The 6,398-nt window shown below is 40.8% G+C and carries 6 protein-coding genes; all 6 read right to left on the minus strand.

The window, feature by feature from the left end; translation table 11 throughout:
- Position 1: 1 nt before the first annotated feature.
- The 6 genes from FS806_RS11760 to FS806_RS26155 all read right to left on the minus strand — a co-directional run bounded on the left by FS806_RS11760 (position 2) and on the right by FS806_RS26155 (position 6,321).
- Entirely contained in the window at positions 2-355 is a 354-nt protein-coding gene (locus tag FS806_RS11760) for a VOC family protein (protein WP_144936250.1), read from the minus strand.
- A 294-nt stretch (positions 356-649) separates the two neighbouring features.
- Positions 650-1,231, minus strand: coding sequence for a DUF4256 domain-containing protein (locus FS806_RS11765; protein WP_144936252.1), 582 nt, complete (start codon positions 1,229-1,231; stop codon positions 650-652).
- 69 nt (positions 1,232-1,300) lie between these two features.
- Positions 1,301-3,094: a BlaR1 family beta-lactam sensor/signal transducer gene (locus FS806_RS11770; protein ID WP_144936255.1), complete on the minus strand. Its 1,794-nt coding sequence runs from the start codon at positions 3,092-3,094 to the stop codon at positions 1,301-1,303.
- Complete coding sequence (locus tag FS806_RS11775; protein ID WP_144936258.1) at positions 3,094-3,483, minus strand: BlaI/MecI/CopY family transcriptional regulator; 390 nt, start codon at positions 3,481-3,483, stop codon at positions 3,094-3,096. The genes FS806_RS11770 and FS806_RS11775 overlap by 1 nt, the downstream gene beginning before the upstream one ends.
- Positions 3,484-3,556: 73 nt before the next feature.
- Positions 3,557-5,584: a penicillin-binding protein PBP4(5) gene (gene pbp4 / locus FS806_RS11780; RefSeq protein WP_144936261.1), complete on the minus strand. Its 2,028-nt coding sequence runs from the start codon at positions 5,582-5,584 to the stop codon at positions 3,557-3,559.
- 431 nt (positions 5,585-6,015) lie between these two features.
- The gene (locus FS806_RS26155; RefSeq protein ID WP_222126645.1) at positions 6,016-6,321 is read right to left on the minus strand and encodes a hypothetical protein; all 306 of its coding nucleotides are present in this window, start codon (positions 6,319-6,321) and stop codon (positions 6,016-6,018) included.
- Positions 6,322-6,398: the final 77 nt, after the last annotated feature.

The following is a 6,398-nucleotide window of genomic DNA, read 5'->3' on the forward strand; positions in this document are numbered from 1 at the left end:
CTTAACGATTGCAAACCAAGTAGAGAGTATTGCCGTCAGGATCGCTGAAGTGTACGACTTGGGCCGCTTTGCCATCCACAGCATCATGGAAATCTACGCCGCGGGATTTCAGTGTCGCGATGGCTGACCCCATTTCTTCTACCTCAAGCCCAATGGACATGCTCCCCGATTTTACCGGCTCCGAACCTTGTTCTCCGGCCAAATGCAGGAGTCCGATCGTCAATCCCGGTGCTGCGATCTGTGCAAAATGCCCATCCCCTTCGTGCTGCAGCTCCAATCCCAGAGTCTCGATGTAAAATTGTACCGCCTTTTTCATATCCGCTACCATCACCGTCACATTGCCACTCTTGAACATAGCATAATTCCTCCTTATTCTTTTGATCGTTTTTATTATATCAAAATAATATAATGTGTAAACATATTTTTTTGATATATATTTCTGGTAATCTCTGCTTGTACAATGGATGAATACTTGTTTTCTGCCGGCAAAAGCTTAAGCGGTTTGAAGTTGGGGACGACTTCCCGGATTAAAGGTGCCTGCTTAATAAAGAAAAAAACGGCCCTCATCCCGAAAACTGGCGATGAAAACCGTCTTTATTATTCGTATCTTCTAATTGTTCAGAAAAGGAAAATATCCTGGCGTTCTTGTTTAGACCCGTAGCGAGCCGCGGAATCCCCTTGCAGCATAATAGGATTCTGCTCCGTTGTGGTATACAAAGACCGTGTCGTAGCGGCGATCACAAAAGATTGCCCCGCCGAGCTTTCTAATATTGGCAGGTGTTTGAACCCAGCTCGATGTTTTCGTATCGAAGCTTCCAAGCTTCTGAAGCTCCCGGTATTGTTCTTCCGTTAGAAGCTCAATGCCCATATCGGCTGCCATATCAACGGCATTATTTTTCGGTTTATGTTCCTTCCTCGACTCCAACGCTTCACGGTCGTAACAAATACTTCTGCGGCCTTTAGGACTTTCCGCCGAACAATCATAGAAAATGTATTCGCCCGTCCTGTCATCATGTCCAACAACATCCGGTTCGCCGCCGGTCGTCTCCATTTCATGGAGCGACCACAGTTTTTCAGGAGAAGCTTCGAGCTTTGCTTGTACGTCAGCCCATTCCAAACCTTCATGTCGGTTCATGTTTTTCTCGAAACGGGCTTTCAATGTTTTGAGTAATCCTTCTCGTTCTTCCGGTGACAGCTCCTTCTTGTTGCTGGTTTCACTACTTTTGGCCATGTTAGTTCCTCCCTTGAATTTTTCGGCATCATGGTTACATAAAATACTGCTTCCTGCTCATGGGCTGCATTAATAAATCTGTTTATCCTGCAGTATTCGGATGGCGATTTCCGCCGCTTTGCTTCCATTTGCTTGTCCATTCTTATTTTGAATAGCACTTGCGAAATAATAAGTATGATCGTCTTGCTCTACAAAGCCAATAAACCAGCCATTAACATTCTTCCCATTGATCATCCCCGTACCCGTCTTACCGTACAGCCGACCGCTTTCCTGCTCACTAATGAAAATCGACTTTTTTACAGCTCGAATACTTTCCTCTTTAAAGCCAAATGCGTTTTCCTCTAATGCGTTCAATAGCTCCACTTGTTCAATCGGCGAGATCTTCAATGAAGATTCCATCCAATAACGGTCCAATTGCCCTGATAGATTCTCGTTTCCATATTTTATTTGGCCAATATAGGCTTGTAGTTTTTCCCTCCCCATTTTTTGGTCAAAGCTTTGGAAATACCAATTGACCGAACGACTCATGGCCGTAGATAAATCTTGATCCGTATTCCATTCTTCATAGGGATAGACGGTTCCATCCCAAGCCTGCTCATCGTTATTTGGAGAAATGATATTTTCCTCTAAGGCAAACAAAGCCGAATAAATTTTATACGTGCTGTTAGGTGAAATTCTCCGTTCGCTCATTTCCCGATTATAGATTTGATAGTGTTCATTAGAAGGATCATACAAAACAAAGCTGCCGGTGTAGCCTTCAAAATAAGGGCTTAAATCTTCATAAACCGTATTATTTCCGCTAAAATGATACACCTCATCAGAACCGGCTATAACAGAAGTGAGCGGAGCAAGAAGTAAAACGAAAATGGCTAGAACTACACAAATCCCTTTGCTTGTCCATTTGAATAGCGGCGAATCCCCGGAATAATCGGCTATACTTCGAATTCTTTGTTTAATTTGTTGTTGTGTTCCCCCCATCCCCGAGGCAAACTGACGGTAAGGCCGAGCCGTTCTATCGGCAAAATGAATAATCGTGTGTCCGTATTCTATATATCCGTTCTCATCCAATAATCTTAATACAGATGCATCACAAGCCAATTCCCGGTCTAACCGCATTCTTCTTACGGCATACCATATTAATGGGTTAAACCAATATATTATTTGCAGCAGCCACATTCCATAATTCACTAATACGTCCTTACTTTTTTGATGGCTTAATTCGTGCAAAAACACATATTTTAATTCGTTAAATGAAAAGACTTCCTGAATATTCTTGGGTAACAATATATATGGCTGCCATAACCCAAGCGTAATAGGAGAGGTAATCCATGAGCTTTCCAGTAAGATGATCTTCTTCCGTACCCCGACCGTCTCCTTGCATTTCTCCAATAATTCATTTATTTCCGGGTTCTTAATGGTAACGGCTGATTTTTTCATTCGATTAAGCTGGTAGATTGCATATACCGCCACACCCATACAAATGAGCAGGCCCGTGACCCAAACACCAAAAAAAGTATAGAAAACAAAATCCGGCGTCGATTTATCCACAGATATTGCAAAATCCTGCAGTAAAGTTTTGCCAGGTGCCTGGAAGTCACTATATCCACTTAATTCTCCATCCTTAAATACAGTGCCTCCCTGTTCCCGGAAGGAGTTTTTTATCCGCTGATACATTTCTCCTAACCGGAATAAATCCGAAGGAAGAAGAGCCGTAACAGGCAAGATGAAAAGAAAATACCAAATGCTATAGTGTGTTTTTTTAGATATATGTCTATATAGTATTTTTTTCGTCAAGAGGATCATTAAAACAAGGACGGATACCACAAATGTACTTATCCAGAAACGGAGTATAAAGGCATCCATTATTTTTCCCCTTCTTTCGTGTCCCTCTCAGATAATATTTTCTTTAGTTCGGAAATATCTTCCTTGGATAGCTGGTCATTTTCAATAAAATTTAAAACCATGGAATTTAATGCACCGCCGAAAAACTGTTTGAGAAATAATTTGCTCTTCTGCTCAACATATTCATGTTCATCAATAAGGGACGTGTATACAAACACTCTCCCTTGCTTTCGCGTTTGCAGTGCTTTTTTCTTGACCAGGCGTGTAAGCATGGTTTGAATAGTATTCGGCTTCCAGTCAATTTTTTTGGATACCTTTTCTACCACCTCGGGAGTGGATATCGGCTCGTATTTCCATACAACCTTCATGACCTCATATTCTGCTTCAGATATTTGCGGGATCTCTTTCAATCTTGACCCTCCTGCTTTTACACTTGTAGTATTTATTATAGCAAGTCGGGGCCATGGCTTAAAGCGTAAATGCTTATTCATCCAAATATTGATATAAATCCTCTATAAATGATTTATTCAGCTGCGTTGCGGAGCTTCCCGCCGTATAATGCTCTACCAATGAAAGGAGGAGAAAGGAAGCTTGTTCCGTATCAAAGGCAAGTAAAAAGCTGTTCTCATCTCCTTGTTCTCCTTGCTGCATCTTCAGTTCTGCCGTTCCCGTTTTAGCAGCTAATTGAAATTTCGGGTTGTACAAAAGATGGGCCGTTCCGTTCGGATCCTTTACTACTTCTTCCAGCCACTTTTTCATTTCATTTGCGGTGGAAGCCGTTATCGCTGATTTTACTTTTAGCTTATCATTCACTAACAATCTCGGATAAACGATTGTTCCTTCATTTTGAAAAACGGAATACATCGCCGCTTGCTGAATCGGCGAAATCAACAATTCTCCTTGGCCATAGGCCGTATCGGCCAAGAGTATTTCCGACTTAAATTCCGGCTGATTAGAAATTTTGGCCGGCTTCATGGCGATTGGCAAATCGAATTCTTCTCCGAAAATAAACTTGTTTAGCCCATCTCTAAACACTTCTTCCCCCATTTCCAAAGCTTCCTGTGCAAAATAAATATTGTCAGAGTAGATGAGCGCTTTTCTCATATCCACATTCTGTACATCAGATACACGAGTAATTGAATATCCGCCCCAAGACTTGTCCTTTTGCCAGCTTAAGCCATTGATTTCTCTAAGCTTATCAGGATACGTCACCTGAGCATCAAGGCCGATACTGGACGTGATTGTCTTAAACGTGGAGCCGGGCGCATACCCTATAGCAAATCTTGATATAAAAGGCTTGTTCTCATCACCGGCATACGCATCGTATTCCTCCAGGGATATCCCTTGTACCATTTTATTCGGATCATACGAAGGGGAACTAACGACCGCATAGAGCCCTCCATCTTTAGGATTCATCACGATGGTGGCGCCGGGTTTTCCCTTTAAATGCCTGAATGCTTCCAACTGGATATATCGATCAATGGTCAGTTGGATCGTTTCCCCATCTGCCTTTTCTTGCTTTTGAATTTCTTGCTTTCTTTCACCGTTCTCACCGACAATGATGATTTCTCCTCCATCTTTTCCTCGCAGCTCTTTATCAAAAGCTCTTTCTAACCCCGCCTTGCCAATGATATCGTCCTCCGTTAAATCATGGTTTTTATCTAAATCTTCCTTGGTTACTTTTCCGACATAGCCGATTAAATGAGCTGCCGCTTCTTTTAAAGGATAATAACGTTGTTTTATCGTCCGGTAGGAGATGCCGGGAATCACTTCCGCTTTATCGGATTCAATTATTTTTATAGGGACGAATAAATCATCCTTCACCCAGCCTTGATTTAATTTTTGCTCGATTTCTTCAACCGGGATATTCAATTGTTGGCTTATGTTTTGAATCCTTTCTTCTTTCTCATTCCCCTGAGACAAGTCTTTCGGCACAATTCCGGCCTCTTTAAAATCTTCATTTACGGCTAATCCATTGCCGCGGTGATCTTTAATTTCTCCACGCTCGGCTTTCCAATAATGGAATTCCACCTTGTCCTTCCCCTCCATTCCAGGAAAGATTAAGGATGGATCCCATTTCACCATATAGAGTCCATCTTCCTTTATGATCTGTGTCCGGTAATCCAAATGCTCTAATTTGCCTAAAGGAGTAGTGAAGCTTAATTGATAGGAAAGTTCCTGCTCCTTATTAGATATTTTTTCAATCCGGATATTGGACGCACGAATGTCGTGAATACCGATTCCATTGTAAATTCGCTCATATTTATTTATTACTTCTTCCAACGTATAATCTAACGATGAATAGGATTGTTTAGCGAGCACATCCCCTAATTTCTCATAGTCCTTATTCTCTAATATGCTAATAAAATGGTACGCTGCTTCCCGCACTTGCCTGCTATCATCCTTAAGCATAAATAAGTAAAAAAGAATACTTCCAACACCCGCTAGAATGATCATTGCCACTACAACGTAAGGAATGATTCTTCTTTTTTTCTTTTTAATAAGGCCCATCCTATTCCCTTCTTTTCTTTCGTTTTAATTACTACAAGTGTAGTTTATATGTTAGAACTACACTTGTAGTAATATTGAGATTATAGCACATTGGCAAATTGCTTAACAACAATCGGAAGTCTTCTTGCCGTAATGCCCCCATAACAAAAAAACCGCTTCGAACGAAGCGGTTCATCTAAATCTAAGGATATCGTATCATTTTCCTAAGCTGTATGTATCGATCGGATAAACGTTGTTCAAACGTTTTAATCCAATAGTTAAAGTAGTCTTCTTTATTGAAGTTACTCATATCCTGTTTTTCTGTTACGATATTTGTGACTCATTCCAAGCTTTAGAATCTCGTTTGCATCAATATGTCCCATGTAAGTCACCTAATTTCTTACAAGTAACGGAATAGAGTAAATCTCTATTCCGTTACCGATCTTAGATTACTAATTTGTACCCTGATTATATTTTTCATGGATTGTCTTTTTTAGTTCCTCTAACTTGTCGGCACTAATATCTTTCAATTCCTTGACTACTTCGTCTTGACCATCACGTATAATAACGCGAATTTCGTCACGTAGACTGCGTAAATAACTCATTTGCTCACGTGTAATAATTCCTTCATTTCTAAACAAATTTGCTAATCTCGCAATGTTATTCGATTGTTTAGTTTCCTTAGTTCCCCACTCTACTTTAATACTCAAAATGTCAAAGTTATTATCAAGTCTTATAGCATCTACAGTTATGTCCATAACGGATGATAAAGGAATTCCGAAAGCGCCTGCGGCCTATGAACAGTCTGACGAACATCGAAGCCGCAGAAAAGATT

Source organism: Paenibacillus sp. 32O-W (assembly GCF_007679495.1).
GTDB classification, from domain to species: Bacteria; Bacillota; Bacilli; order Paenibacillales; family NBRC-103111; genus Paenibacillus_L; species Paenibacillus_L residui.

Excerpts from the sequence above, each read along its gene's own strand:
- pbp4 (WP_144936261.1), bottom strand. The coding sequence starts at position 5,584 with ATGGGCCTTATTAAAAAGAAAAAAAGAAGAATCATTCCTTACGTTGTA.
- FS806_RS11765 (WP_144936252.1), bottom strand. The coding sequence starts at position 1,231 with ATGGCCAAAAGTAGTGAAACCAGCAACAAGAAGGAGCTGTCACCGGAA.
- FS806_RS11770 (WP_144936255.1), bottom strand. The coding sequence starts at position 3,094 with ATGGATGCCTTTATACTCCGTTTCTGGATAAGTACATTTGTGGTATCC.
- FS806_RS11760 (WP_144936250.1), bottom strand. The coding sequence starts at position 355 with ATGTTCAAGAGTGGCAATGTGACGGTGATGGTAGCGGATATGAAAAAG.
- FS806_RS26155 (WP_222126645.1), bottom strand. The coding sequence starts at position 6,321 with ATGGACATAACTGTAGATGCTATAAGACTTGATAATAACTTTGACATT.